Source organism: Aliidiomarina sanyensis, from assembly GCF_003987175.1.
In the GTDB taxonomy this organism is placed as follows: domain Bacteria; phylum Pseudomonadota; class Gammaproteobacteria; order Enterobacterales; family Alteromonadaceae; genus Aliidiomarina; species Aliidiomarina sanyensis.
In genome coordinates this window covers 81,285-105,809 of the sequence record NZ_PIPM01000005.1, presented here as the reverse complement: position 1 = coordinate 105,809, position 24,525 = coordinate 81,285, and the positions used below count along the sequence as shown (strand labels likewise).

General features: G+C 52.2%; 25 protein-coding genes. 10 read left to right on the top strand and 15 right to left on the bottom strand.

Annotation, left to right across the window (positions count from 1 at the left end):
- Positions 1 to 8 precede the first annotated feature (8 nt).
- The 3 genes from pdhR to ampD all read right to left on the bottom strand — a co-directional run bounded on the left by pdhR (position 9) and on the right by ampD (position 2,339).
- Positions 9 to 764, bottom strand: coding sequence for a pyruvate dehydrogenase complex transcriptional repressor PdhR (pdhR, locus tag CWE11_RS06575; protein ID WP_126776812.1), 756 nt, complete (start codon positions 762 to 764; stop codon positions 9 to 11).
- A gap of 210 nt (positions 765 to 974) precedes the next feature.
- On the bottom strand, positions 975 to 1,769 hold the full coding sequence (ampE, locus tag CWE11_RS06570; protein ID WP_126776811.1) for a regulatory signaling modulator protein AmpE: 795 nt from the start codon (positions 1,767 to 1,769) through the stop codon (positions 975 to 977).
- Positions 1,770 to 1,772: 3 nt separating this feature from the next.
- Positions 1,773 to 2,339 (bottom strand): 1,6-anhydro-N-acetylmuramyl-L-alanine amidase AmpD, encoded by a 567-nt coding sequence (gene ampD / locus CWE11_RS06565; RefSeq protein WP_126776877.1) that lies wholly within the window; start codon positions 2,337 to 2,339, stop codon positions 1,773 to 1,775.
- 135 nt (positions 2,340 to 2,474) lie between these two features.
- On the opposite strand from ampD, the gene CWE11_RS06560 reads away from it, so the two are divergent.
- The 9 genes from CWE11_RS06560 to yacG all read left to right on the top strand — a co-directional run bounded on the left by CWE11_RS06560 (position 2,475) and on the right by yacG (position 9,310).
- Complete coding sequence (locus CWE11_RS06560) at positions 2,475 to 2,999, top strand: retropepsin-like aspartic protease family protein (RefSeq protein ID WP_241971746.1); 525 nt, start codon at positions 2,475 to 2,477, stop codon at positions 2,997 to 2,999.
- 36 nt (positions 3,000 to 3,035) lie between these two features.
- Entirely contained in the window at positions 3,036 to 3,938 is a 903-nt protein-coding gene (gene nadC, locus CWE11_RS06555) for a carboxylating nicotinate-nucleotide diphosphorylase (RefSeq protein ID WP_126776810.1), read from the top strand.
- 118 nt (positions 3,939 to 4,056) lie between these two features.
- Positions 4,057 to 4,521, top strand: coding sequence for a pilin (locus CWE11_RS12215; protein ID WP_126776809.1), 465 nt, complete (start codon positions 4,057 to 4,059; stop codon positions 4,519 to 4,521).
- A gap of 1 nt (position 4,522) precedes the next feature.
- Entirely contained in the window at positions 4,523 to 5,518 is a 996-nt protein-coding gene (locus CWE11_RS06545) for a GspE/PulE family protein (RefSeq protein ID WP_157981310.1), read from the top strand.
- The gene (locus CWE11_RS06540; RefSeq protein WP_126776807.1) at positions 5,515 to 6,708 is read left to right on the top strand and encodes a type II secretion system F family protein; all 1,194 of its coding nucleotides are present in this window, start codon (positions 5,515 to 5,517) and stop codon (positions 6,706 to 6,708) included. Before CWE11_RS06545 ends, CWE11_RS06540 begins: the two co-directional genes overlap by 4 nt.
- 110 nt (positions 6,709 to 6,818) lie before the next feature.
- Complete coding sequence (locus tag CWE11_RS06535; RefSeq protein WP_126776806.1) at positions 6,819 to 7,673, top strand: prepilin peptidase; 855 nt, start codon at positions 6,819 to 6,821, stop codon at positions 7,671 to 7,673.
- Positions 7,670 to 8,278, top strand: coding sequence for a dephospho-CoA kinase (coaE, locus tag CWE11_RS06530; RefSeq protein ID WP_126776805.1), 609 nt, complete (start codon positions 7,670 to 7,672; stop codon positions 8,276 to 8,278). The genes CWE11_RS06535 and coaE overlap by 4 nt, the downstream gene beginning before the upstream one ends.
- Positions 8,279 to 8,317: 39 nt before the next feature.
- A complete protein-coding gene (locus tag CWE11_RS06525; protein WP_126776804.1) occupies positions 8,318 to 9,079 on the top strand; it encodes a cell division protein ZapD in 762 nt (253 codons plus the stop codon).
- Positions 9,080 to 9,106: 27 nt separating this feature from the next.
- A complete protein-coding gene (gene yacG, locus CWE11_RS06520; protein WP_126776803.1) occupies positions 9,107 to 9,310 on the top strand; it encodes a DNA gyrase inhibitor YacG in 204 nt (67 codons plus the stop codon).
- A gap of 43 nt (positions 9,311 to 9,353) precedes the next feature.
- Here yacG and mutT read toward each other — a convergent pair whose 3' ends face one another.
- The 3 genes from mutT to CWE11_RS06505 all read right to left on the bottom strand — a co-directional run bounded on the left by mutT (position 9,354) and on the right by CWE11_RS06505 (position 13,557).
- Positions 9,354 to 9,749, bottom strand: coding sequence for an 8-oxo-dGTP diphosphatase MutT (mutT, locus tag CWE11_RS06515; protein WP_126776802.1), 396 nt, complete (start codon positions 9,747 to 9,749; stop codon positions 9,354 to 9,356).
- 1 nt (position 9,750) lies between these two features.
- The gene (gene secA, locus CWE11_RS06510) at positions 9,751 to 12,483 is read right to left on the bottom strand and encodes a preprotein translocase subunit SecA (RefSeq protein ID WP_126776801.1); all 2,733 of its coding nucleotides are present in this window, start codon (positions 12,481 to 12,483) and stop codon (positions 9,751 to 9,753) included.
- Between the two features lie 144 nt (positions 12,484 to 12,627).
- Positions 12,628 to 13,557 (bottom strand): M23 family metallopeptidase, encoded by a 930-nt coding sequence (locus tag CWE11_RS06505; protein WP_126776800.1) that lies wholly within the window; start codon positions 13,555 to 13,557, stop codon positions 12,628 to 12,630.
- A 33-nt stretch (positions 13,558 to 13,590) separates the two neighbouring features.
- On the opposite strand from CWE11_RS06505, the gene CWE11_RS06500 reads away from it, so the two are divergent.
- Complete coding sequence (locus CWE11_RS06500) at positions 13,591 to 13,899, top strand: DciA family protein (RefSeq protein ID WP_126776799.1); 309 nt, start codon at positions 13,591 to 13,593, stop codon at positions 13,897 to 13,899.
- Positions 13,900 to 13,948: 49 nt separating this feature from the next.
- On the opposite strand, the gene lpxC is transcribed toward CWE11_RS06500, so the two are convergent.
- The 9 genes from lpxC to murD all read right to left on the bottom strand — a co-directional run bounded on the left by lpxC (position 13,949) and on the right by murD (position 24,522).
- The gene (gene lpxC, locus CWE11_RS06495; protein ID WP_126776798.1) at positions 13,949 to 14,863 is read right to left on the bottom strand and encodes a UDP-3-O-acyl-N-acetylglucosamine deacetylase; all 915 of its coding nucleotides are present in this window, start codon (positions 14,861 to 14,863) and stop codon (positions 13,949 to 13,951) included.
- Positions 14,864 to 15,152: 289 nt separating this feature from the next.
- Positions 15,153 to 16,319: a cell division protein FtsZ gene (ftsZ, locus tag CWE11_RS06490; protein ID WP_126776875.1), complete on the bottom strand. Its 1,167-nt coding sequence runs from the start codon at positions 16,317 to 16,319 to the stop codon at positions 15,153 to 15,155.
- A gap of 77 nt (positions 16,320 to 16,396) precedes the next feature.
- Positions 16,397 to 17,605 (bottom strand): cell division protein FtsA, encoded by a 1,209-nt coding sequence (ftsA, locus tag CWE11_RS06485; RefSeq protein ID WP_420808386.1) that lies wholly within the window; start codon positions 17,603 to 17,605, stop codon positions 16,397 to 16,399.
- Between the two features lie 69 nt (positions 17,606 to 17,674).
- Positions 17,675 to 18,439 (bottom strand): cell division protein FtsQ/DivIB, encoded by a 765-nt coding sequence (locus CWE11_RS06480; RefSeq protein ID WP_126776797.1) that lies wholly within the window; start codon positions 18,437 to 18,439, stop codon positions 17,675 to 17,677.
- A 4-nt stretch (positions 18,440 to 18,443) separates the two neighbouring features.
- Positions 18,444 to 19,370 carry a D-alanine--D-alanine ligase gene (locus CWE11_RS06475; RefSeq protein WP_275540958.1) on the bottom strand — a complete coding sequence of 309 codons (927 nt, stop codon included), beginning with the start codon at positions 19,368 to 19,370 and terminating at the stop codon, positions 18,444 to 18,446.
- Positions 19,367 to 20,842, bottom strand: a complete 1,476-nt coding sequence (gene murC, locus CWE11_RS06470) for a UDP-N-acetylmuramate--L-alanine ligase (RefSeq protein WP_126776796.1) — start codon at positions 20,840 to 20,842, stop codon at positions 19,367 to 19,369. Before murC ends, CWE11_RS06475 begins: the two co-directional genes overlap by 4 nt.
- Positions 20,839 to 21,924 carry an undecaprenyldiphospho-muramoylpentapeptide beta-N-acetylglucosaminyltransferase gene (gene murG / locus CWE11_RS06465; RefSeq protein WP_126776795.1) on the bottom strand — a complete coding sequence of 362 codons (1,086 nt, stop codon included), beginning with the start codon at positions 21,922 to 21,924 and terminating at the stop codon, positions 20,839 to 20,841. Before murG ends, murC begins: the two co-directional genes overlap by 4 nt.
- The gene (gene ftsW / locus CWE11_RS06460) at positions 21,921 to 23,183 is read right to left on the bottom strand and encodes a cell division protein FtsW (protein WP_126776794.1); all 1,263 of its coding nucleotides are present in this window, start codon (positions 23,181 to 23,183) and stop codon (positions 21,921 to 21,923) included. Before ftsW ends, murG begins: the two co-directional genes overlap by 4 nt.
- Positions 23,170 to 24,522 (bottom strand): UDP-N-acetylmuramoyl-L-alanine--D-glutamate ligase, encoded by a 1,353-nt coding sequence (murD, locus tag CWE11_RS06455; RefSeq protein WP_126776793.1) that lies wholly within the window; start codon positions 24,520 to 24,522, stop codon positions 23,170 to 23,172. Before murD ends, ftsW begins: the two co-directional genes overlap by 14 nt.
- Positions 24,523 to 24,525: the final 3 nt, after the last annotated feature.

The following is a 24,525-nucleotide window of genomic DNA, read 5'->3' as shown; positions in this document are numbered from 1 at the left end:
ATGGGAGTTCAGGGTTCATTGCGTCGCAGCGAGCGCTGCAAACGTGTGTGTTCCCGATTGATCTGTAATAAGGTCCGTTCAATATAGGCCAAATGCGCGTGACAGGCATCCCGCGCTTGTTCTGGCTCCCTTGCACTGATTGCATCGACAATTGCTTTGCGATGGATATGGAGTTGGTCACGCACATCACTGCGCTCGAGCAAAACTTCCAAGTTCCTTCGCATATTCTGTTGCAACAAGCCTCGCATACCGCGCACCAAATGGAGCAACACCACATTGTGGGACGCTTCTGCGATACTGGTATAAAAGGTCATCAGGGCGTCTGCTTGCGCTTCAACGGATTCAGTCCGAACCTGTTGAATTGCAGCAAAGCTGTGTTCGATACGCTGTAAGTCAGTATCTGTACCACGCATTGCAGCGTAAAAAGCAGAAACGCCTTCTAAAGCATGACGAAATTCGAGGAGATCAAACTGAGATTCAGGATGCCGCGCCAAAAGCTCAAACAGTGGGTCTGTCACTTCGGTGGCAAGTCCCCCTCGCACGTAGGTTCCACCCCCTTGTCGGCGGGTGAGTAATCCTTTGGCTTCGAGTTTTTGAATCGCTTCACGTAACGACGGACGAGACACAGCAAAACGGACTGCAAGTTCACGCTCCGCGGGGAGTCGTTCACCTGCCGCCCAGGTTCCGTCCACGATCATCCGCTCCATCTGGCTGACAATCATGTCCGACAATTTGGTATGTGCTATCCGTTCAATCGAGCTCATATTCAGTTCGCCATGCTTCTGTAAATTGGTCTTACCAATTTACCGATGACGACCATTATAGCCCCAACCCAAGCGAATGACTAGCCCCCGTGGACCGACCACCAAACAAGCGCCCTTTGCGTTGGCTTTATTCAGACCGGAACCACACGCTATGCACCGATTGAGCTTCGATTTCAACGCCACCATCAAGGAGTTCCGACAAGCCATAGATCAAAGGGCCCAGCCGAAGAGTGTGGCTACTGCTACAACCACCAACAACAAAATCACATTCCGACGCGCCAAATTCACCATGGCATCGGGCTCGGAGGTATGGTCATCCTCATCTGCATGAACTTCTTCGGCCGCTTGGGCGATCTCGCCGAGAATCCGTGGCGGATGTTCAATGCCGCGTGTTAGGGATTTCACCCAGACAGGCATCGCGCGGGAGAAATGCCCCACCAAGAGAAAGCCGAACCCGGCGGCGCGTAAAGGTAGCCATTCAACCCAGGCTAGTAGCTTTTGCACTTCATTGGCGCGGGCGCGAAGAAGCACATAGGCGAGTGCGCCGGCGGCACCGAGAATGGCAAACCAGAACGCAACCGCAAAGTAATAACGGAAGTTTAGCCAGATTAATTGCTGCCCTATGGTGAGTTCTTCGTCGTCAACGTAGTGTAAGGCTTTCGCGTGCTCTTCACGGCTTTCTTGGTCGCCCCGGTTGGCTGCGAGCAAGAACTGACGTAAGGCAGCGCGTTGAGGCCGACAACCAATGGCCAGCGATAACACGAGGACATTGACGATCAGCAACGCGAGGTAACTTTGTGAAAACAGTAACAGGACAGCCAGTAAAATTGCGGGTGAGATGAGCAACAGGGGGCCCAATAAATCATGTTTCCGCCAGGGACCGATCTGTTCATGCTCTGTGAGCCATTCGTCCCACCGAGCAACCGTTGGTTCTAGCCGCCAGTTTTCTGACGTGATGCGCAGGCGCTCTAATATCAACGCAATCAATAAGGACAACACGACCATAGCTTATTTACCATCCTTTTCGGTAAGCGCAGCAATTTGCTGCCGATAATATTCCCAATCAAATGCCGGGCCGGGATCTGTTTTTCGTCCTGGCGCGATGTCTTCATGGCCGACAATGTGGTCGGCGGTGATTGCTGGATAGGCCGATTGCAAGGCGACGGTCAATGCAGCAAGTGTATGATATTGCTCTTTAGTGTAGGGGGTGTGATCGGTTCCCTCAAGTTCTATGCCGATCGCGAAGTCATTGCAGCGTGATTGTCCTTGCCATTCGGAGACACCTGCGTGCCAAGCACGCCGATTAAAGTCGACATACTGGATAATCTCCCCGGTCCGACGAATGAACGCATGGGCAGAAACTCGCAGCTCGCGCAGCTGTTCAAAATAAGGATGTGCATCGCAATCGAGGGTACCAAGGAACAAATCTGTTACGTATGGGGTCCCAAACTCACCGGGGGGCAATGAGATATTGTGCACTACTAACAAGCGAACGGCTTCGCCCGAGGGGCGCTCGTCCGCATGAGGCGAGGGGTAAAAAGAAACCCCTTCGCAGCGGTGTTGGATGATCCGGATATCAGCCACACATCAGTCCTTCTCTCATCAGCTTTTGTTCACGTCGCTATTGAACAAAATGAACGAAAACAGCCATCTGTCAGTAATTGAAGTATGATAATGTTGTACCACAGAAGCGAGTAAGAGGATACGGGAATGCGCTCTGAGATGCCTTCCGACGATAGCACACGCACGATCGGCAAACGCTTCGCGTTTATCGCGTGGATCGCTATTTTTGGTGTGCTGTACCTCTTTTTCGATTCTTACTTGGGACGTCAGCAAAATCCAAATCAGCGGGTTCAATCGTGGACTGAAGGAAACACCGCGGTGGTCGAGCTGCAACAGAATCGTGCGGGGCATTACCTCGCAAATGGCACCATCAATGGCTACGACGTATCCTTCCTGTTGGATACTGGGGCGACTCAAGTCGCTATCCCGGGCCGCTTGGAAAACCGACTCGGTGTGACACGCGGTCAACGGGTCCAAGTCCGCACCGCAAGTGGTATTGCTACCGCCTATCAAACGGAGATCGACGTGCTGACATTTGGTGAGATTCGCCTCTACAATGTCGCTGCCACTATTGTTCCTGATTATGACAGCAGTCACATTCTGCTGGGCATGAGTGCCCTTCGCGCGTTAGAATTCACGCAGCGCGACGGCGTTTTAACGATTCGTCAGTAAACCCCATACAAAACCAAACTCAAGGAGCGTGTTGGCATGAGCATCCGCCCCCCCTTTGCTATGATGGAAGCATTGCACGCGGCCATTCCCCAACAAGTTCGCCAAGCCCTCGCCGAGGATCTGTGTGGCTACCTCGACCAAACAGCCAACCCAGACGACGACATTACGGCAGCGCTCATTCCTGCAGACCAGCATGCCAACGCAACGCTAATTACCCGGGAAGCAGGCATATTTTGTGGTCGGGCATGGCTCGATGAAGTGTTTCGTCAGCTCGGAGGTACGGTTCAAATCGACTGGCAGGTGAGTGATGGAGATAGGATTCAGCCGAATCAACCACTATGCACACTCTCGGGGCCAGCGCGGGCTATTCTTACTGGCGAGCGAACGGCCATGAATTTCGTTCAGACATTGTCGGCCACCAGCACCGTTGTTGCAGATGCTGTGGCACATCTATCGGGTACCTCAACCCAGTTATTGGATACGCGAAAGACAATTCCAGGACTTCGGATCGCCCAAAAATATGCCGTCTATTGTGGGGGTGGGATGAATCACCGGATGGGTCTATTTGATGCCTATTTGATTAAAGAGAACCATATCGCAGCCTGCGGTGGTATCGCATCAGCCGTACAGGAAGCACGTCGCGCGCATCCGGATCGTCCCGTTGAAGTAGAGACCGAGAATCTTGAGGAGTTGCAACAAGCGCTCCAAGCGGGTGCGGACATTATCATGCTCGACAACTTCAGCATGGAGATGATTCGTCGTGCAGTCGCCCTAACCCGTGGGCAAGCAAAACTCGAGGTTTCGGGGAATGTGACCCCCGATCAACTCGCCGACTACGCGGCTACGGGGGTCGACTTTATCTCTTCGGGCGCCCTGACCAAGCATGTACGGGCCATCGACCTCTCCTTGCGTGTGATGACTCGCCCATCGGGACATTAACAGGCGAAACGTATTGATAAATCTGTCCGCGATAACTGATCGCGGACCGCTTACCTTGTGATTTTTGCGTCTTCCCTCCACCCTAAGAGAACACTTTCATGGGCCACGGAGGGCTTCCATGCAATCTTATGCTTCTCAAATCCGGGGATTCAATCTCGTTGAGTTAATGATCGTGGTGGCAATCATTGCGATTCTCAGTTCGATCGCAATTCCTGCTTACACCGATTACACCATGCGCGCTCGGGCGGGCACGGCGCTCTTGGGATTACAGCCATGGCAAACCGCAATCAATTTATGTTGGCAAATGGAAGGAACCCTTTCTTCCTGTTCTTCTTTTGGTCAACGAGGCATTCCTGCGGTTGAAAGCCCTCTTCCTGTTGGGCTCTCCGCATTGGGCGCGGGAACCACGGCGGGCAGTGTGCGAGCGACACTGGACGTGCGCGACCGATCCGGTGAGCCACTCATTGTCGAAGTCCGGCCTGCTGCCTCCGCCGCACAACTTCAGTGGCAAGTGAATTGCTCCGATTTTGTCGCGTTACATGATAGTGCGATGCGAATTCCCCATTGTGCGGGAGGTCTCTAGTATGTCAGCCCAACTGAGCCGTGATTTGGTCGATTTTATTTGCTCAGCGGCACACGATGGATGCTCCGACCTCCATTTGGAAGTCTTTCCCGAAGGGGCTTACTGGCGAGGACGTGTGCTTGGAAAATTAATCCGGCGCAGCCGACTCACGCCGGCCCAGGCCACACGAATAATCGCCGCACTCAAAACGGCTGCGGGGATGGATACCACCGAACGACGTCTACCTCAGGACGGCCGACTGCGGGTCAGCGGTGCGACCCTCGAAGTCGACTGTCGTCTCAACACCCTGGCCACCTTGCATGGAGAGAAAATTGTGCTCCGTTTGCAAGTCCGCGGAGAACGTGCGCTGCCGCTTACTGCACTGGGGCTAATGCCGCCACAGCTTCAGCGCATTCGCAGCAACCTTACTCGAAGTGAGGGCTTAATTCTGGTCACCGGACCCACGGGCAGTGGAAAAACCCGAACACTCTACGCCATGCTGCAAACCCTCGATACCCAGAAGCTAAATATCAGTACCGTAGAAGATCCGGTCGAGATTGCCCTGACGGGAATCAATCAAGTCCCGATTCGTACGGCAGTTGGAATGGATTTTGCCGTTGCCCTGCGTGCCATGCTGCGGCAAGACCCTGATGTCCTGATGATAGGGGAAATACGCGATGCGGAAACCGCGCATATTGCATGCCAAGCCGCCCAAACCGGGCATCTCGTGCTAGCAACACTTCATGCAAGCCATCCACTCAGTGCGGTCGTCCGATTACAGCAACTGGGTGTTGAGCGTTACCAACTCGCGGCGTGCTTAAATCTACTGATTAATCAACGCTTACACGTCATTCAGGGCCGGCGACAAGGTGTATTTACCCTGTGTGAGGGGGACGGCGCATTTGCCGAAGCCCTGCTCGGTGGACCCGCTCAGCTCGAATCGTGGAAAGACGTTCCGGCCTATGGGAATGCCGCAGAGACAGCCCAGCGTCAGTACGTTCTTGAGCTCGGGTCATGAAACAATTCTGGTTTCAGTGGGAAGCGATATGCCCTCGCGACGGGCCGACGAATGGGCTATGTAAAGCACCGAGCCTGAACCGCGCGAAACAACACCTTATCCGTCACCAGCTGATTGTGCGACGCCTTACACGGTTACCCAACGAATCCCGCTCAAAACGGCATCGAATGCGGCGGATTTTGACGTTTTTGCATCGCTGGAAGGAATTGCTCGAAGCGGGCATTGACCAACACGGTGCATGGGGCTATCTCCATCAATCCAGCACTGATCAGGCGATGGCGAATGCCACCTCACATATTCAAAAGCAACTTGCTCAGGGCGACACGCTGGAGCACGCATTACGACATCAATCCACGTTTCCACCGACGCTCAGTGTTTGGGTCGGGATCGGCGAGCAAACAGGACGGCTTCCTGAAGTACTCACGCATGTGTATACCACCATGACTCATCAGCATGAGGAACGCGAGGCCGTGCAGGCTGCACTGCGCTATCCAATCACCGTGTTCAGTATGGCGGTGCTTATGCTGGTAGGCATGATTGCATTCTTACTGCCTCGATTTGCAGACGTCTTTTCGCAACTAAATACTCCATTACCGGCGCTCACCCAGTGGGTTATGGCGCTCAACGACATTCGCGTTTTGCAGGGCATTCTGATAAGTGCTGGGCTCAGCCTTCTCACTTTGTTTTGGATTCGGGGACATTGGGACCACTGGTTGCAGCAACGGCGCATCAATCAACGTCTTTACCGAATTCCTTGGGTTGGCCCCAATTGGCGTACGACACACCTACTCCGCGACTTGCAAATGCTCCTACTTGCCTTAAAAAGTCACGTTCCGCTGCAACAGGCTTGCACATATACGGCGACATTTAGTGCCAGTGCTGTGTGGCGCACACATTGGTCTCGCACGGCTGATCAATTGAAGCAAGGTCAGACGTTCACCCTGACCCAGCGACACCAAGCGCTTCCTCCTGAGCTCATTCAGGCAATCCGAATTGGCGAGGAAAGTGGTCGGCTGCCGAATCAACTCGCCTTTGTAACCCAGCAGCTGCACCAATCATTACACGCAAAACGTCAACAACGATTAAGTTTCTTACCGACGGGGGTGCTTATTGGCGTCAGTGCCATTACACTGGTGGTATTACTTTCGCTCTACCTGCCATTGTTTCAACTGGGGCAAGCCCTTGGTTAAAACGCGGGGGCAGACATTAAGAATTTGCTGTGGATTTTCTCAAGCCATGGGTTACGCACTCACTTGCTTGAGGCTTGCCAAATACAAAACAATCACAACAGAGGCACCCGATGGAACTTCTTCAACAGCACCCCCATCTCGCATGGATTTTTGCGCTGCTCTTGGGGCTTATTTTTGGCAGTTTTGGGAATGTGGTCGTCGCCCGGCTTCCCAAAATGCTTCAACGTCAATGGCGTATTGATTGTGCCGCTCTGCAAGGGCAAGCGTCACAGGATGAGGCTCAGTTTAATCTTGCCTACCCGGCCTCTCAGTGCCCACAGTGTTCTGCGTCGATTCGTTGGTATGACAACCTTCCTGTGCTCAGTTTTCTCGCGCTTCGCGGCAAGTGTCGTCATTGTGGCGCGCGCATTAGTGTGCGATACCCCGTCACCGAATGTCTGACAGGTTTGCTGGCCGTCGCATGTGTGCTGACGTTTGGGATCTCGATCGAAGCGCTCGCTTATTGGGCATTTCTGTATGTGTTGCTACTCCTGACACTGATTGATGCAGAACATATGCTCCTTCCTGATCAGCTTACCCTACCCTTGATCTGGGCTGCGCTGCTGCTCAGTATCCAAGTGCTTCCAGTCAGCCCGACCGATGCGATTATCGGTGCAGCCGCCGGTTATCTTTTTCTCTGGTCCGTGTACTGGTTATTCCTCTTACTCACCAAAAAGGAAGGGATGGGGTATGGCGACTTCAAGCTCTTGGCAGCCTTGGGGGCATGGTTAGGTTGGCAATTTCTACCATTAATCATCCTATTGAGCTCACTTGTCGGCGCAGCCTATGGGATCTTGATGATTCTAAGGAAACGGCATGCATCCGGAAGTCCAATGCCATTTGGCCCCTTTCTTGCCGTAGCAGGTGGCATCGCCTTATTCTTTGGTGAAGCCATTTATCAGTGGTACTGGAGCCTTTACCTGTGAAGCAACCCTACATTGTTGGCGTGACCGGTGGTATCGGAGCGGGGAAAACAACCGTCACCAATCAGTTCCTTCGTTTAGGCATTGAAGTAGTCGATGCCGACCTCATAGCCCGTTCGGTTGTGGCCCCGGGCAGTCCGCTATTGAAGGATATCCAAGCGGAATTTGGCAATAGCATGATCAAGTCGAACGGAGAGCTCGATCGTGCTGCATTAAGAGCGCTTATTTTTAGCGATGAAAATGCTAAAACAAAACTCAACGCGCTTATGCACCCGGTGATTCGAGACCAACTGCTCGCCGCGCTTGAACGGGCAAAGTCCAGTTATGTGATTCTCTCTGCTCCTCTGCTTTTTGAGAATAAATTGGATACCCTCTGCCAACGTGTTTTGGTGGTGGATGTTCCGGAATCAGAGCAAATCGCACGAACGCAAGCGCGCGATGGTGTGGACGCAAATCAGGTCGCAGCAATTATTGCAGCGCAAATCTCCCGGACCGAACGGCTCGCACGGGCGGACGATGTGATCGACAATACGCTCCCCATCACGCAACTTGCCGAAACCGTATCGCAACTACACGAAAAATATCTGCACTTTGCGAAGTCCCAATGAATCGCTATCATGTAAGCAGACTGGCGGAAGAAGAAGAATATGGACTGGATCGTCTACGAGCATCCTCTTGAGGAGAAAACAAGAGTATACCTGCGCATTGAAGCCCTGCTGAAGCAAATAGAGGCAGGATGTCAGTGTGTGGATACGATTCGCTACCCATTATTTTTTGGTGGCTTGTTTAATTTGTTAGACCTCCTAGAGCGCACGGATGTGCGTGCTGATCTGATAAAAGATCTCGAGCGGCGGGAAGGCCGACTGCAAGCGTATATTAATCACCCTGCGGTTGATCAGGAACGTCTAAAAGCACTGCACAGTGATTTACAGACCATCCTTCAAGCCCTTTGTGAGGGGCATAAATTTGGCTATGCGTTGCGCGATAATCGTTTCCTTGCCAATTTGCGTCAACGTATGGGGATTATGGGTGGGCAATGCCACCATGAGTTACCTGAGTTTCAGCGTTGGTTACAACAACCCGAAGCGGCACGCATGAACCAAGCAATGCGTTGGCTTGAGCAGCTGGCCGTGTTACAGCATGCCTTGCACATGGAATTAAAAATGGTGCGTGAACAGACTGACTTCGAACCGTACGTGGCCGAAAATGGCAGCTGGCAAAGCAACGATGAGAAGCTATCGCTCCTGCGCATTCGGGTCGATGCTGACTTAGCAACCTATCCGCTAGTCAGTGGGCATCGTCAGCGATTTACCATCCGGTTTATGCAAGCCAATGGTATGCAAGGTACACAAGAACGCATACACTTTAACGAATCCGTCCCATTTCAGCTTGCACGCTGCCCGGGTTAACTTACTTGTGATTGATTGAGCAGTTTCATGTCAAAGAAGTCAGAGATTACCACCGTTCTATGCCCCACCTGTCAAACAAGTGTCAGCTGGACACCAAGCTCTACCTATCGGCCTTTTTGCAGCGAACGCTGTAAGCTTATTGATCTCGGCGAATGGGCCGGTGAAGAAAAGCGAATTCCGGGTGAGGAGTTACCACCCGAAGCAAATGATCCGTACAACGACGATTTCTAAGGATTGATTGGCCATGACCACGGTGAGCATGGCCTAGGCAAACTTACAATGCGAGAACGGCGTTCAAGATAGGGCTGTTCGCCGGTGGAAAAGCATAGTTGATTAGATCGGGACGCGCGACCCAGCGCCAAGGTTGTCCCTCATTTGAACGAATCTCACCGGAAAATCCAGTTACATGCCAAACGTCAAGCAACACGGATTTATCGGGATAGTCGTAGGGGACTTGTAATAACGGCGTTGCTTCATGCACTCGCAGATTGAGCTCTTCTTGAAGCTCTCGATCAAGCGCCACGAGGACTGATTCCGAGGGCTCGACCTTACCCCCTGGAAACTCCCAAAACCCACCTTGATGGAGGTGCTCAGCCCGCTGACTAATCAAAATGTGGCCGTTGGAGTTCTCAATTACACCAACAGCCACATGGATCAGTTTCTTCGACATCTTAGGTCAGCTTACCGTGGCACTGCTTGTACTTCTTACCAGAGCCACAGGGGCAGGGATCGTTACGGCCCACTTTCTCACCGTCCCGCACGACAGGACGCCCGTCAGCGCCTGGTGCCGCTGGCTTGCTGTCAGTACCCGAGGTCGGCGAACTTTCATGTTGGAAGTTCTTTGGTGCGCTCGCTGCCTTTTCGCGCCGCTTCGCTTCCATTTGCTCCACGTCTTCTTCTGCGCGCACCTTCACCTTACTCAAAATACTGATCACATCGAGCTTGAGTGCTTCAAGCATGTCCGTAAACAAATTGTACGCTTCGCGCTTGTACTCTTGCTTCGGGTTCTTGTTCGCATAGCCGCGTAGGTGAATGCCTTGACGCAAATGGTCCATCGCTGCCAAATGCTCTTTCCAGTGTGAATCAAGGCTTTGTAACATGACCGCTTTTTCAAAGTGACGAAGGACTTTCTCACCCACTTGAACTTCTTTCTGTTGATACGCCTTCAGCGATTCTTCAAGGATCTTGTCACGCAGGACTTCCTCGAACAACTTGTCATCTTCATCCAACCACTGCTGGATCGGCAGCTCGAGATCAAAATCGGCACGAAGGCGATCTTCAAGACCTTCGATATTCCACATTTCTTCCAAGGACTGCGGCGGAATATACTCATCAATGATGCGATTGAAGACATCTTCACGAATGACGTCAATCGTCTCTTTGATGTCGTCCCCATCGAGCAATTCATTTCGCTGTTCGTACACCACTTTCCGTTGATCATTCGCGACGTCATCATACTCAAGAAGCTGCTTCCGAATATCAAAGTTACGGGCTTCCACTTTCCGTTGGGCGTTTTCAATCGCTTTGGTGACCCACGGATGCTCAATCGCTTCACCGTCCTTCATCCCCAAGCGTTTCATCATCGCGCCCATCTTCTCGGTGGCGAAAATCCGCATGAGATTATCTTCAAGGGATAAATAGAAACGTGATGAACCAGGATCACCCTGACGGCCCGCTCGACCTCGAAGCTGATTATCGATACGGCGTGATTCATGACGCTCGGTTCCGATGATATGCAAACCACCGGCTTCCACCACCGCATCGTGACGCACGCGCCAGGCCTCTTTTACTTTCTTTATTTGATCATCGGTTGGATTTTCAAGTGCATCCACTTCCACCATCCAGTTACCTCCCAACATGATGTCGGTTCCCCGACCTGCCATATTGGTTGCGATCGTCACCGCACCGGCTTGGCCGGCTTGCGCGATAATTTCCGCTTCTTGCGCGTGGAACTTGGCATTCAATACTTTGTGCTTAATTTTTTCTTTTTTCAGCAAACGGGATACCAGCTCCGAGCTCTCGATTGAGCTCGTACCGACCAACACAGGGCGACCCGCCTCGCGCTGAGCCCGAACGTCGGCGATAATTGCGTTGTATTTCTCGGCGGCAGTTAAAAAGATCAGGTCTGCCATATCATCACGAACCATCGGTTTGTTCGTTGGTACGACGACCGTCTCAAGACCATAAATAGACTGGAACTCGAACGCTTCAGTGTCTGCTGTACCGGTCATACCCGCCAACTTCTCATACAGACGGAAGTAATTCTGGAAGGTAATGGAAGCCAGCGTCTGGTTTTCGTTTTGGATCTTCACACCCTCTTTGGCCTCAATCGCCTGGTGGAGACCTTCTGACCAACGCCGTCCTTCCATCGTCCGGCCCGTGTGCTCGTCAACGATAACAATTTGGTCATCCTTCACGATGTAGTCGACGTCGCGCTGGAATAAGTGATGTGCACGTAAAGCGGCATTCACATGGTGCAGCAATGCAATATTGCTCGCAGAGTAAAGTGAGTCACCCGCTTCGAGTAAGCCATTCTCAATCAAGATCTGCTCGATATGCTCTTGACCGTGCTCGGTCAAATATAGCTGGCGAGCTTTTTCATCAATGGTGAAATCGCCAATATCATCCCCTTCTTCACCCTTCCCATCTTCATGCGCTTGGCGCGTCAGTTGGGGCACTAGGGTGTTAATACGCTTATAAAGCTCTGAGGAGTCTTCGGTAGGGCCCGAGATAATCAGTGGAGTCCGCGCTTCATCAATCAGGATCGAGTCGACTTCATCGACGATCGCGAAGTGCAGATCCCGCTGAACCCGCTCTTCTTTTGTGAACGCCATGTTGTCACGAAGATAATCGAATCCAAATTCGTTATTTGTTCCATACAAGATGTCGCACGTGTACGCTTCTTTTTTATCTTTCGGGTGCATTCCCGGGACATTCACACCCACTGTCATACCGAGGAATTCGAAGAACGGACGACACCAATCGGCATCACGACGCGCGAGGTAATCGTTGACCGTCACAATATGCACACCACGACCGGTCAATGCATTCAAATAGGCAGGAAGCAATGCAGTGAGGGTTTTACCTTCACCTGTCCGCATTTCTGAAATTTTGTGCTCGTGCAAAATCATGCCACCGATCAACTGAACGTCGAATGGGCGCATTTCAAATTTTCGCTTACTCGCTTCGCGGACGACAGCAAAGGCTTCCACCAACAAACTGTCTAGGGTCTCGCCTTTTTCAAGACGGTCTTTAAACTCAACGGTTTTGGCTTGCAGCGCTTCGTCGCTCAGCTGCTCATACTCTGATTCCAAAGCATTGATGAGTTCAACTTTCTTGCGCGCATTACGAATCACGCGATCATTTCGACTTCCAAAAATGCGAGTAAAAAGACTACCTAACATGTTGATTCAGATTCCTGTTACCAAGCGTTTTTAAGACCCCGTAGATTACTTTTTCTTTCTTCTTATTTACGGCGTCGACAAAAGAACGTTTAACAAAATAAAACGGCACCCCTTAGGTGCCGGAGTCATACAAGCGATTCTACACTATTCGCCGGGAAGTTGCCGAAAGACAAAACTCGACGGATTAACATGCCGTCCATTTTCAAGCACTTCATAATGGACATGAGGCCCGGTGGAACGTCCGGTCGTTCCGACCCGCGCGATCGTCTGCCCACGTGTTACCACGTCGCCCACTTGCACATCAATCGATTTCATGTGCCCATAACGGGTGCGTAGTCCAGCACCATGATCAATCTCGACCAGTTTCCCGTAGCCTGCGCGTCGTCCGGCAAAGGTGACAATCCCCGCACCAGTTGCAATGACCGGGCTTCCCTCTGGGGCAGCAAAGTCAATTCCTCGGTGCATCGTCGGATTTCCGTGAAACGGGTCTTTTCGTACCCCGTACTGCGACGACAGCCAACCTTCCACAATCGGGCGCCCCGCAATGAAGCGTTCCCCTTCGATATGGTGATTCAACAGCAGAGATTCAAGGAGGCGAAGTTGTTTTTGTCGTGAAGCCAGTTGTTCAATAACCTGATCAATATCGGCTAAGAGCTGATGTTCGCCGACCACGGGCCATTCCACCTCCGCTTGATCCGGCCCACCGATTGGCATGGGTTGGTTGAAGCTAAACTCGCCTTGGTCTAATTGCGTCGCTGTTGCGAGGCGCTGACCGAGCGCTTCAAGCCGCATAATTTGCGCCTGAATTTCCCCGAGCCGCATTGACATTGCGGTGAGCTCACGTTGCGCATTCGTTCGAACCTCCTGCACAACATCCGACTGCATTGCAATTGCACGTTGTTCCTGCTTAATACGATCTTGCGCAAGCAATGCATTAACGCCCTTATCTTGCCACGGTTGAACATAGGCAATTGCAGCGAACGCAGCGATACCCGCAAACGATAGTAAGCGACGGCTTGAGAGCTGAATTTTAAAACGTACCTTTCTGCCACGGTACAAGATTGCTAAACTCATGCAATATCCTACATAAAAGCGCACATTGATTCGATGTTACGTAAACCACCCAAGACCGTTCAATCGTTACTAAACGACAGTCCACTGACGCGACTGCAAAAAAAGCAGGATGCGCAGGAGCAACTTCAGGTGCTCTGGGCTGAGACAGTACCGGCTGATCTTCATGCCAACTCGCGCTGCCTCGCGGTTCAGGGGCAAACCCTGATTGTGATTGCTCGAAGCGGGGCCTGGGCCACGCGCATTCGATTAATGCAACCCCATATTATGGCTAAATTCTCTGAATTGCCAAACTTGAATGTTCGCAGTCTTGAAGTAAAGGTTCGTCCGAACCTCTCGTCATGAACTGCAATAATAAAAAAGGCCGCGTGGTTTAGACGCGGCCTTCATCCTATCAGGCAAGTGCGGGCTGCAGATAGTGAATCGGCGCCTCGGCACTTTTTTCTTCAAATGTCACATATTCCCAAGCTTCTTGGTTTTGCATCAGCGCAACCAATAACTGGTTATTCAATGCGTGGCCAGATTTAAACGCACGCAGGTGACCCAGAATACTGTGTCCACCCATGTACAAATCACCAATCGCATCAAGAATCTTATGCTTCACGAATTCGTCGTCGTAGCGTAAACCATCCGCGTTTAATACGCGGAATTCATCTAATACGACAGCGTTTTCAAAACTTCCGCCCAATGCCAGATTGTGCGCACGCAGATATTCGATATCTTTCATAAAACCGAACGTCCGCGCCCGGCTAATCTCTTTAATAAAGCTCTGGCTACTGAAATCCATGCTTACCACTTGGTTCGTGTCAGCAATTGCGGGGTGGTCGAAATCGATCGCGAAATCAATCTTAAAGCCGTTGTGGGGTAACAACTCGGCCCATTTGTCGCCATCTTCAACCCGAATAGGCTTTTTCACGCGCACAAAACGCTTCGCCTTATTCTGCTCCTGAACGCCTGCAGACTGCAGCAAGAAGATAAATGGATGCGAACTCCCATCCATAATCGGAATCTCATGCGAATCCACTTCAACGATCAGGTTATCAATCCCCATGCCTGCAACGGCCGCGAGCAAGTGTTCGACGGTGGAGATACGGACGTTCTCATCATTAATGAGACACGTACACATACGGGTGTCTTTCACAATCTCAGGCGTTGCTTTGATATCGACATGCGGAGATAAGTCGGTACGACGAAACACGATTCCCGTGTTCACCGGCGCAGGTCGCAACACGAGATTCACCTTGTTGCCCTTGTGCAGGCCAACACCGGTGGTTGCGATCATTTGCTTGATCGTACGTTGTTTAATCATGACTTACCCTCCTTCGACCAACGTTTGGCGGTGTGTTGGTCCCGATATCAGTAAACCCCTCGCGGAGCTTACCAAATGCTGTCTTGCTACCGAAGTATTCGGCTTCTTTTCAAATAGTTACCCGAACCATCTGGTTTATCGGCATGTCGCTTCAGATCTTCATGAAAAACGCGCGATGCCAATCTGGTCCGATGTCTCTTCTGAAAAGGCCGGATACTATACCAAATGGTAAAGCAATGGTCAATCCAGTAAAGCCTTTACTTTCTATCCGTTCAATCGAACAAATCGATTAGTCAGCCTGACGTCGTAAGAACGCTGGAATGTCGAGAATATCTGGTTCTTGCTTCTTCGGCACGGTCCGCTCTTCAGCATCCACGATCGTCTCTTCTTCATATTTGGCGGCAACCGCAGTTGCGGTCCGGCTATAGCCTCCAGAAGAAGTTGGGCGAGCAATAACGGGCTCTGGTTTTTTCTCAACCAGTGAGATTTCCGGCTTTTTCTCAGCACCAATCCCAGTCGCTACCACCGTGACCCGCATCTCGTCTGACATATCCATATCGATCACGGTACCCACGATCACAGTCGCGTTCTCAGACGCAAACGAGCGAATGACGCTACCCACGGTTTCGAACTCATCAATACCCATGTCCATTCCGGCCGTAACATTTACCAATACGCCACGAGCACCCGAGAGATCAATATCTTCCAGCAATGGGCTGTTGATTGCCATTTGTGCCGCTTCTTGTGCACGGTCTGGGCCGCTGGCAACGCCGGTTCCCATCATCGCCGTACCCATTTCACGCATAACCGCTTGCACGTCTGCAAAGTCAACGTTGATCAAGCCCTGACGGGTAATCAATTCAGCGATTCCCTGAACAGCTCCAAGCAGCACATTATTGGCAGCGCCGAAAGCATCCAACAAGGTGGTACCTTTCCCAAGAACCTTCAACAGCTTCTCGTTTGGAATGGTGATCAGCGAATCAACGTGCTTTGCCAACTGAGAAATCCCTTCCTCGGCCGCAGCCATCCGCTTTTTCCCTTCAAATGGGAATGGCTTGGTTACCACCGCAATGGTCAAGATCCCAAGTTCTTTTGCAATCTCTGCAACAATCGGTGCTGCACCCGTTCCGGTACCACCACCCATACCTGCCGCGATAAAAATCATGTCTGCCCCTTCGAGGTGACGGGTGATTTCTTCGCGGTTTTCTTCTGCTGCAATACGCCCAACTTCTGGGTTCGCTCCTGCACCCAACCCTTTGGTGATTTCACCGCCGAGTTGAATCAGAATGTCAGCATCGTGTTTACGAAGCGCCTGCGCATCGGTGTTAGCAGCTAAAAACTGCACACCTTCAATCTTTTGCGCGACCATGTGTTGGACTGCGTTACCGCCGCCACCACCGACGCCGATGACTTTAATCACCGCATCGGATTCTGAGTTATCCATGACTTCAAACATGTTCATAATTATTACCTCTCCACTTACCCGTATTTTCTGTTGTTACCCCAAAAAAAGCAAAGTAAACCATTGAAAAATCAAAATTCTCCGCGGAACCAACTTTGGATTCGTTGCAACCAATGCGGTCGCTGACTCCGTTGTTTCTCTTTTTGTTGCTCTGCGAGTTCAATTTGACCGAATTTCAACAGTCCAACACCCGTTGAATACACAGGGTCCGCGACATAGTCACTTAATCCCTGAATCCCAATGGGCGCGCCGAGTCTGACCGGCATTTGGAAGATTTCTTCAGCAAACTCCACTGCACCTTCCATCTTTGCCGTTCCACCTGTCAGCACGACTCCTGCAGCAATTTGCTCCTCGAGCCCACTGCCGTAGATTTCATCCCGCACCAGCTCAAACAGCTCTTGATAGCGGGGTTCCACAACCTCTGCGAGGGTGTGGCGTGACATCGTTCGGGACGGACGTCCGCCCACCGATGGCACTTCAATGTTGTCTTCCATACTCACCATTTGGCGCAATGCACACGCATATTGCACCTTGATTTCTTCTGCATGACTTAATGGCGTTCGAAAGATCTTCGCAATGTCATTCGTAACTTGGTTGCCTGCCACCGGAATGACTGCGGTGTGGCGTAACACCCCCCCGGAGAACAAGCTGATATCGATGGTGCCGGCTCCCATATCAACAAGGGCCACGCCAAGCTCTTTCTCGTCATCCGTCAACGCCGCATGACTCGAAGCCAACGCCGAGAACACAAGACTCTCGACTTTTAAATCACAGCGCTCGACTGCTTTCACAATATTGCGAGCCATATCATTGGCACAGGTAATCATGTGAACCCGTGCTTCCATCCGAACACCAGACATCCCGACCGGACTCTTAATGCTCTCTTGGGAGTCAATCACAAACTCTTGCGGGAGCACGTGGAGAATGCGGCGCTCCTGCGCAATAGGAACAGATTTCGCCGCATGAATCACACTATCCACGTCATCTTGCGTCACTTCGGTATCGTTGATAGGGACCATGCCATTTTCATTCTGACAGGAGATATGGCGCCCTGAGATATTCAAATACACCGAAGAGGCACGACAATCCGCCATCAACTCGGCTTCATTGATTGCCCGTTGGATCGACTGAACCACGAGATTCAAATCGTTGACGCCGCCCTTATCCATTCCCCGTGCAGCCGTGACACCGACCCCAATAATGTTGAGATCACCTTCCGGTTGTACTTCAGCAATCAGTGCCGTGACCTTATTGGTCCCGACATCGAGGCTTACAATCATGTTGTCGTCGTCATTTTTTGTGATCACAGCTTTCTCACTTTTTTCTGCGTCTTGTTCTATTTGTTTTCACTATTTCGACTCGGAGCGCCAACCCACTGCAATCCCCGTGTCATACCGTAAATCTGCATACTTCACCGGCTTATCACTCTCATCCTGAATCAGCGGATACAAATCCATAAACCGCTGAATCCGTTCAAGCCGTGCTTCCCGACCGAGGCGAAGCTCAATATCCTGTGCGAGCCAGACGCGAACTGAGTACCGTTCACTTAATTCAACTCGGGTAATTTCCATATCCGCGATCCGCAGTAAGTCACGCATCTGCCGAAACTGCTCAAGCACGTCTTTGTGGGCATGTTCCGGACCATACAATGCCGGAAGCTCACCGACTAATGCACTGGGGTCCGCTGCAAACACGTGACCTTGTCCGTTCATCACCGCGCGATCATTCCATATCGCTACCGGGTCCTGCTCAACTACGTACACACGCAGGCGGCCCGGCCACTCTTTGCGAATTGAGGCGGAAAACACCCAAGGTAGCGCCTCAATTCGCTCGCGGATATCATCCACATCCGCGGTAAAAAAACTTCCAACTTCTCCGGCGAGAATGGCAGCGCGAATATCGTCCGTCGCCGTATGAACCAACTCACCTTGTAAAATAAGCCCTTCAAGTGGCACCTGTTGCTCATCGGTAATAATGCGAAGCAACTGATAGCTGCCAAACACCAAGCCAATCACAATCGCCAGAAAAATGGAGACACCGATCATGAATTCCCATTTTTCCCGTTGATCAATCGGTTCCTGTGCTGCCTTTGATCGCGATTGCGTGGACGTCATCGCATCACTCCAGGGTTAGCTCAAGAATCCTCAGCACCAATGCCTGAAAACTCAGACCGTGTTGCTTCGCTGCCATGGGGACCAAGCTTTTTGCCGTCATCCCCGGCGCAGTATTCAATTCCAACAACTGCAAATTCCCGTGAGCATCCTCCATCAGATCAATACGTCCCCAGCCGCGCGCTCCAGTCGCATGAAATGCACGTAGAGCGAGTGTCCGAACTGCATTCTCACGGGTTTCACTTAAGCCAGCTGGACAAATGTATTCCGTTGTATTGTCTTGGTACTTCGCCGCATAATCATAAAACGCATGGGGTGTTTTCACGCGAATGGTGGGCAAGGCTTCATCGCCAAGAATGGCCACCGTATACTCGGGTCCAGACAACCACGCTTCAATCAAGATCTCTGCATCAAACCGGGCCGCTTCGTTCAGCGCAGCCATCAACTCTGAAGCACTGGCTGCTTGGCCCATCCCAATGCTGCTGCCTTCATGGGCAGGCTTCACCATGACTTTTCCACCAAGCTGCGCTAACACCGTCACCGCATCAAACTCATGTAAATCAGCGCGGTGAACGGTGCGTGATGCCGCGGTTGGCAGCCCCATGCCCTGCCACATCGCTTTCGTGCGGCTCTTGTCCATAGACAATGCACAGGCAAGCACTCCACTTCCGGTGTAGGGCAAACCAAGCATCTCTAACACCGCTTGGACACGCCCATCTTCTCCTGCCCCGCCGTGCAAGACGTTAAAAACACGATCCACTTTCTCTGTGCTCAAGGACAGAAGTGAGTGCTCACTTGGATCGACAATATATGCATCAACACCGGCATTTCTTAATGCCTCATGGACCGCAGCCCCTGAGCGCAGCGATACCTCACGCTCGGCAGATGTTCCGCCGGCAAGCACTGCCACACGTCCAAACTTCATGTGACTCATGGTTGCCCCTCCGATGGAAGCGCCTGACCCATTCGCTCACGATTCAGTTGCAATTCATTTAGCAACTTGGCGAGTCCCCCAACATTTCCGGCCCCTTGAGTCAGAACAATGTCACCGGGTTGCAGAATCTCAGCCAACCGCGCGGGGACGCCCTGAACTTCTTTGACATAAACCGGATCGACTTTGCCCCGCTGGCGAATCGAACGACACAACGAGCGACTGTCTGCGCCCGCAACCTGTTCCTCGCCTGCGCTGTACACTTCAAGCATGACGAGCACGTCGGTTTCGCTCAAAACATCCACAAAGTCTTCATACAAATCGCGGGTCCGGCTGTATCGGTGCGGTTGAAAACACATGACAAGACGCCGCTCTGGCCATCCAGCACGAACCGCCTTGACCGTAGCGGCGACCTCCGACGGGTGATGACCATAATCATCCACCAACAGCACGTCCCCGTCGTCACAGGCAAAGCTGCCATATTGCTGGAAGCGTCGGCCGATTCCTTCGAACTTACCGAGAGCCGCCACAATCGCTTCGTCTGCAATTCCTTCGTCGGTCGCCACAGCGATCGCTGCCGCAGCATTGAGCGCGTTGTGTTGCCCAGGTAAATTCAGCTCAATCGCTAATGGGTCGCGCCCTTTGCGCAACACCGTAAATTCACTGCGGTTCCCCGACTGACGGTACTGGGTGACGCGGACGTCGGCCTGTTCGGAAAATCCGTAGGTAATCATTTGGCGCCCGACTCGAGTCAACAAACTCGCGATCACCGGATCATCCACACACAACACCGCAAGTCCGTAAAACGGCAGGTTGTGTAGGAAATCAATAAAAGTATCCTCCATGCGACTGAAGTCACCTTCATAGGTATCCATGTGATCGGCTTCGATATTGGTCACCACCGTTACCATCGGCTGTAGGTGCAAGAACGACGCATCACTCTCGTCGGCCTCCGCGATCAAATACTTACTGCTTCCGAGCCGTGCATTGGTTCCCGCACTATTCAAAAGACCGCCAATCACGAAGGTCGGATCCAGGCCGCCTTCGGCGAATACGCTGGCCAATAGACTCGTCGTGGTTGTCTTTCCATGCGTCCCCGCAACCGCGATACCGTGGCGGAACCGCATCAACTCAGCGAGCATCTCAGCTCGCCGGACAACCGGAATGAGCAATTCTTTCGCTGCAACAAGTTCCGGGTTATCTTTTTTTATCGCTGTAGAAACAACCACCACACTTGCAGTCGCTACATGCTGCGCACTATGACCTATCGCGACATGTGCACCCAGTGCACGTAGACGCTGAGTGCTCGGATTCTCAGCAATATCCGAGCCACTTACTTGATAACCTTGGTTCACTAGAACCTCTGCGATACCGGCCATACCGGCACCACCAATGCCGACAAAGTGAATGCGTCGTACCCGGCGCATCTCGGGGACATTAATCACTTTAAATGCAGGCTCTTTGGAGACGGTCATACGTCTTTCCTCTCCATCATTAATTCGTTACAAACCGCGGCAATCTGCTCTGTTGCGGCAAGCGGTGCGACCGACCGTGCTGCCGCTGCCATCGCCAGCGGACGTTCTGCGTCTTGGGCAATTGCGAGCAGGATCTCGCGCAAGCGGGCCGGCGTACATTCAGGCTGAGACAGTAATTCAGCCGCATTCACTGCGCGTAATACCTGCGCATTTGCTGTTTGGTGATCATCGACCGCATGAGGGTAAGGCACCAGTATCGCGGGTTTTCCGGCCATACTAAGCTCGGCAACGGTTAAAGCGCCCGCCCGTGCGATCACGATATCCGCAGTGCGATATGCATCTGCCATGTCGTTGATAAATTCTTCTACAGCCACCGACACATTCGGGGCAACATCCGCGTAGGCCGCCTGAACGGTTTCAACACGGCCACGGCCCACCTGATGCCGAACCCGTAACGCTGGGCCTTTCCAATCCAATAACGCCATTGGGAGCGTCTCGTTTAAGTGCTGCGCTCCCAAGCTTCCACCAATGACCAAGACTCGGAACGGAGTTTCAGCCCCAGTTACCGGTATCTCATGCAGTGCACAAATGTCGTCTCGAACCGGGTTTCCAGTGACTTGTGCTGCGGGTAAATAGCGCTTCGCTGCTGCGAAACCAAGTAAGGTTCGCGAAGCAATACGCGCCAACAATTTGTTGGTGAGCCCTGGAATCGCATTTTGCTCATGCACGACCAGCGGAATCTTCCGGCGCCATGCAGCAACACCTGCAGGTCCTGCCGTATAACCCCCAAAACCAATCACTAGATCGGGCTGAAAGTGATCCATCACCTCTCCGCAGGCTTTGATACCGCGCAAAATCCGACCTGGCGCTTGGAGCCAGCCAAAAATACCTTTTCCACGGAGCGCTTGTTGCTGCAACCCATGGAACGTAAATCCTGCCGCAGGAACTACCGAGGCTTCAATCCGATCGGAGGTTCCAAGCCAAGCAATTTCGTGCCCCTGTGCCTGGAGTGCATGCGCCACGGCTAATGCAGGAAACACATGGCCTCCGGTTCCACCGGCTGTCACTAACACCCGACTCATGCCACACCTCCCCGAGCCGGAAGTGGCTTGCCTTTCTGTTGTGCGGCCTCACCTGCCGATCGTTGCAAGCGATATCCGGTGCGCACCTCATAATCAATCCGTAGCAGAATGGCGATCGCAATCGACATCACCAACAAGCTTGAACCGCCATAACTCACGAGTGGGAAGGTTAAGCCTTTGGTTGGGATCAGACCGGAGGCGGCTCCCATGTTGACTGCGGCCTGCAAACTAAACCAAATGCCAATGCCTTGGGCCAGATACCCGCTAAATGGACGCTTCTGCTTTAATGCGCGTTGCCCGAGCAACATCGCTTTGAGGACCACAAAAAATACCAATAAAATGGTGGCTGCGACGCCCACAAAGCCGAGCTCTTCACCAATTACGGACAAAATAAAGTCGGTATGGGCTTCCGGCAAATATTGGAGCTTTTGCACGCTATTCCCCAGCCCTTGACCAAACCAGTCACCACGCCCAAACGCCATCAATGACTGGGTCAATTGGTATCCAGTGTTGAACGGGTCATCCCAAGGGTTCATAAATGAAGTCACCCGCGCCATCCGATAGGGTTCGACCACGATCAACATGACGAAAGCGGCAATAACCGTCACGACTAAACCAATAAACTGCGCCAATTTCGCACCCGCCAGCCATAACATGGCCATTGCGGTGGCGGCGAGGACAACGACGGTCCCCAAATCGGGTTGTGCTAGCAGGAGAACGGCCAGAATGCCTAAGACCAACAAGGCTTTCACAAAGCCCTTCCAATTCTTGCGGACTTCGTCGTACCGACGATCAAGGTAACTTGCCATATAAATCACGAAAAATAGCTTGGCCGCCTCAGCCACTTGCAGCGTCATTGGGCCAAACTTGATCCAACGTTTCGCGCCGTTCACCTCATGCCCGATAAATAAGACGGCAAAGAGCAAGAAAATTGCCAGCAAACATAACCATCCACTGAAAGTCTGCCAGCGCGCCACCGGAATCATCATGACCAAAAGCGCTGCCAGAAGGCTGACCACCACGTAAAAACCGTGACGAATCAGAAAGTAAAACGGATTACCCGTCAGACGCTCTGCGGTCGGTAAGGATGCTGACGCCACCATGACACAACCAAGCGCGACAAGAATGAAGACCGCCCACAGCAATTGGCGATCATAAATTTGCATGGAGGAAGAACGGTTGAAGACGTTCTTCACGCGCTGCAAGAGACTTTCTCCTGCTCGGATCTCCAGTTCGAGTTGCGGCTCAGTTGTGCGCATAATATGCCTCCACTGCCGCTTTGAACTTCAATCCACGCTCTTTGTAATTAGAGAACATATCAAGACTGGCGCAGGCGGGGGAGAGCAACACCATGCTACCCTCCGAGGTCTGCTTCGCCGCGTAGGCAACTGCTTCATTGAGCGTCTGTACCTGTCGCGCACCTTGCTTCAACCCAGCAATTTTAGCGCCGTCTCGACCAAGGGTAATCAACACATCGATTTGCTCAAGCACCGGCTGAAGTACGCTGAGATCTGCTCCTTTCGCATCCCCGCCGGCAATGAGAATAAGTTGACCGGGGACCGTCGCCCGTAAGCCCTCAATTGCAGCGATCGCCGCTCCTGGGTTGGTTGCTTTGGAATCATCGATCCAGCGCACACCTCCATGCTCCGCAATTAGCTGACAGCGGTGAGGTAACGCTTTGAACCCTTGAATTCCTTTGGCGGCAACTGCCGGCTCAATGCCAAGACCCTTTACGAGCCCGAGGGCAGCCTGCACATTCAAAACATTATGCATGCCTTGGATAGGTAAGCTGGCAACATCGAGCAAGGGCTCATCTTCCCACGTGATATAACTGCGTTTGCCGCTTCGCGTAACACCAAAACCTTTCGCAGCATCCCCTGCACCAAATGCGATTTGTTGCATTCCTCTTCGCTTAAAGAGTGGCATGGTTTTCGCGTCGTCTCGGTTCCACACACAGAGCTTGGCGTGCTGGTAAATCCGATGTTTTGCGCGCTCATAAGCCCGCTCGTCATCGTAGCGATCAAGATGGTCCGAAGTAATGTTGAGAATGGTCGCTGCATGCAGCTTCAAAGAGTCAATCAACTCCAACTGGAAGCTAGACAACTCCAAAACAAAGCAATCATGAGATTCTTTAGTCGTCAGATAGTCCAACACCGGAACACCGATGTTGCCGGCAACGGCAGGGTTCATGCCACAGCTGCGCAGAATGTGTCCGGTCAGCTCGGTCACGGTCGATTTACCATTAGACCCCGTAATCCCTACGACCGGGACATCAACCACCCACGCAAACAGTTCAATGTCCGACACCATCGGAATACCTGCATCAATTGCCATCTGAATGACCGGCTGACGACGGTCAATCCCTGGGCTGACAATGATCAAATCGGATTGCAAAAGATGCTCGAGTTGCAAGGGACCAAAATAACATTCGCTGGCTTTAGCTAATGCTGGGTCTTGCTCAAGACCCGGCGGGGCCGCGCGCGTATCAAGGACTACGGGGGTAATCCCCAGGCTCTGTAAATAGCGCACGCAGGACACCCCGGTTAGGCCAAAGCCCAACACGGTGATGGTGGTGAAATCCTGCAACGCTTTTAGCATTCT

What these genes read in the sequence shown, in the direction of transcription:
- pdhR (WP_126776812.1), bottom strand. Translation starts at nt 764, where the DNA reads ATGAGCTCGATTGAACGGATAGCACATACCAAATTGTCGGACATGATT.
- ampE (WP_126776811.1), bottom strand. Translation starts at nt 1,769, where the DNA reads ATGGTCGTGTTGTCCTTATTGATTGCGTTGATATTAGAGCGCCTGCGC.
- CWE11_RS06560 (WP_241971746.1), top strand. Translation starts at nt 2,475, where the DNA reads ATGCGCTCTGAGATGCCTTCCGACGATAGCACACGCACGATCGGCAAA.
- nadC (WP_126776810.1), top strand. Translation starts at nt 3,036, where the DNA reads ATGAGCATCCGCCCCCCCTTTGCTATGATGGAAGCATTGCACGCGGCC.
- CWE11_RS12215 (WP_126776809.1), top strand. Translation starts at nt 4,057, where the DNA reads ATGCAATCTTATGCTTCTCAAATCCGGGGATTCAATCTCGTTGAGTTA.
- CWE11_RS06545 (WP_157981310.1), top strand. Translation starts at nt 4,523, where the DNA reads ATGTCAGCCCAACTGAGCCGTGATTTGGTCGATTTTATTTGCTCAGCG.
- CWE11_RS06540 (WP_126776807.1), top strand. Translation starts at nt 5,515, where the DNA reads ATGAAACAATTCTGGTTTCAGTGGGAAGCGATATGCCCTCGCGACGGG.
- CWE11_RS06535 (WP_126776806.1), top strand. Translation starts at nt 6,819, where the DNA reads ATGGAACTTCTTCAACAGCACCCCCATCTCGCATGGATTTTTGCGCTG.
- CWE11_RS06525 (WP_126776804.1), top strand. Translation starts at nt 8,318, where the DNA reads ATGGACTGGATCGTCTACGAGCATCCTCTTGAGGAGAAAACAAGAGTA.
- yacG (WP_126776803.1), top strand. Translation starts at nt 9,107, where the DNA reads ATGTCAAAGAAGTCAGAGATTACCACCGTTCTATGCCCCACCTGTCAA.
- mutT (WP_126776802.1), bottom strand. Translation starts at nt 9,749, where the DNA reads ATGTCGAAGAAACTGATCCATGTGGCTGTTGGTGTAATTGAGAACTCC.
- secA (WP_126776801.1), bottom strand. Translation starts at nt 12,483, where the DNA reads ATGTTAGGTAGTCTTTTTACTCGCATTTTTGGAAGTCGAAATGATCGC.
- CWE11_RS06505 (WP_126776800.1), bottom strand. Translation starts at nt 13,557, where the DNA reads ATGAGTTTAGCAATCTTGTACCGTGGCAGAAAGGTACGTTTTAAAATT.
- CWE11_RS06500 (WP_126776799.1), top strand. Translation starts at nt 13,591, where the DNA reads ATGTTACGTAAACCACCCAAGACCGTTCAATCGTTACTAAACGACAGT.
- lpxC (WP_126776798.1), bottom strand. Translation starts at nt 14,863, where the DNA reads ATGATTAAACAACGTACGATCAAGCAAATGATCGCAACCACCGGTGTT.
- ftsZ (WP_126776875.1), bottom strand. Translation starts at nt 16,319, where the DNA reads ATGTTTGAAGTCATGGATAACTCAGAATCCGATGCGGTGATTAAAGTC.
- ftsA (WP_420808386.1), bottom strand. Translation starts at nt 17,605, where the DNA reads ATGATTGTAAGCCTCGATGTCGGGACCAATAAGGTCACGGCACTGATT.
- CWE11_RS06480 (WP_126776797.1), bottom strand. Translation starts at nt 18,439, where the DNA reads ATGACGTCCACGCAATCGCGATCAAAGGCAGCACAGGAACCGATTGAT.
- CWE11_RS06475 (WP_275540958.1), bottom strand. Translation starts at nt 19,370, where the DNA reads ATGAGTCACATGAAGTTTGGACGTGTGGCAGTGCTTGCCGGCGGAACA.
- murC (WP_126776796.1), bottom strand. Translation starts at nt 20,842, where the DNA reads ATGACCGTCTCCAAAGAGCCTGCATTTAAAGTGATTAATGTCCCCGAG.
- murG (WP_126776795.1), bottom strand. Translation starts at nt 21,924, where the DNA reads ATGAGTCGGGTGTTAGTGACAGCCGGTGGAACCGGAGGCCATGTGTTT.
- ftsW (WP_126776794.1), bottom strand. Translation starts at nt 23,183, where the DNA reads ATGCGCACAACTGAGCCGCAACTCGAACTGGAGATCCGAGCAGGAGAA.
- murD (WP_126776793.1), bottom strand. Translation starts at nt 24,522, where the DNA reads ATGCTAAAAGCGTTGCAGGATTTCACCACCATCACCGTGTTGGGCTTT.